The organism is Deinococcus seoulensis (genome assembly GCF_014648115.1).
In the GTDB taxonomy this organism is placed as follows: Bacteria; Deinococcota; Deinococci; order Deinococcales; family Deinococcaceae; genus Deinococcus; species Deinococcus seoulensis.
The window spans coordinates 1-1,293 of sequence record NZ_BMQM01000086.1 but is presented as its reverse complement, the minus strand read 5'-3'; the positions used below and the strand labels follow the sequence as shown (position 1 = coordinate 1,293).

Here is a 1,293-nt window from a genome sequence, read left to right as displayed (position 1 = left end):
TTCTCTCCTTTCTTGGCGGGCAACCAGATCCAGTACAGCCACAACTGGAGGTCAGGGAGGCCAGCAAGCGTGACTGGGCACTGTTGGCGGGTGATGTCTTTCAGACGGTGCCCTTCTGTGGTTCTGCGATCCGCTCGCATCCCAATGGTGAAGTCCAGACCCAGGTCCCGAACACCGTGCATGAATGTCTGGCTGCTGAACCCTGCATCTGCAAGCAGATGCACGTGTTTGGTGCGTGTGCGCACCTCGGATGGGAGCTGCCGGACAAGCCGGAGTGCCAGGTCTGTCGGTGAAGGCGAGCCTTTCCCGCGCCAGATCTTGAAGCCCCAGGGGAGGCGAAGATCACCACAGCAGACGTAGAGCATGACGACATGGAGGCCACGAACACTGTTCAGGGTGTGGATCCAGCCGTCCAGTTCAGCGAATGCGCCCTCCTTTGAGATGGAGGTCGTGTCAACGATGAGCTCGACGAGCGGTGGACGCCCGCGGCGTCCACGGAGGGAGTCCTGGAAGGTGTGCAGGGCGTGCTGGCGGATGGTTCGAATGAGGGTGCGCAACGACCAGTTCTGGTGGTTGAGGAACCGGCTGATCGCGCCTGGGGACTTGGCGGTGGAGGCATGGAAGCGGGATATCCCAAGGGCTTCAAGGAAGCAGTTGAGCACCACCTGCATGTTGTCTCGATGCTGCTTACGGGAGCAGGCAGTCAACATGTCAGAATAAAGCTGTCCAGCGCGGTTAATCTTCTGTTTCACACCCTCATTCTGAGGTCAGAAGCCGTGCTGGACGTCCTTTTCCAAAACTGAAAGATGTCAGAAAACCCTGTTGCACAGTCTCAAGCAATGGCAACGGGTTAAAGCAATCCCAGGAGGCCCTATGCACGCTGGTTACGTTCAGTACTGGACAACTTCAACTTTTCCTCGTCTAGATCGGCAAAAAGCTTGGTTTAGGCGGTGATCCCGTCCGAGATGGAAAATGCGTTGACTGCAGCCTCTGCCCTCTCGCATTTGCCGGTCCCGTCGAGAGGCGGCACGATGGATACGATATTCTCTCACACGCATCCAAGGGCTATGCAACGGTCTTTTCGCGTGCTAGACGCGATTAAGTACATTGAAGCTAACATTGCGAGATTCCGGGAAAGCGCCGGAATCTCTCCATTCCCGCTTCAACGTACTTCCTCTGCTCCGCGCTCCGCGCGGTTTATCTAAAAGATAAACGCAGTGTACTTAAACCAGTAGTCCGGAAGATTTCAGGCCGCCTTGACACCGATGGTCAGCAGCTCGTCGATCAATTTCC

Annotated in this window: 1 protein-coding gene; it reads right to left on the bottom strand. The window is 56.4% G+C overall.

From position 1 onward, the window contains the following. The coding region (locus tag IEY70_RS20790; protein WP_189066934.1) for a transposase at positions 1–752 on the bottom strand (752 nt) is incomplete at its 3' end. Positions 753–1,293 lie beyond the last annotated feature (541 nt).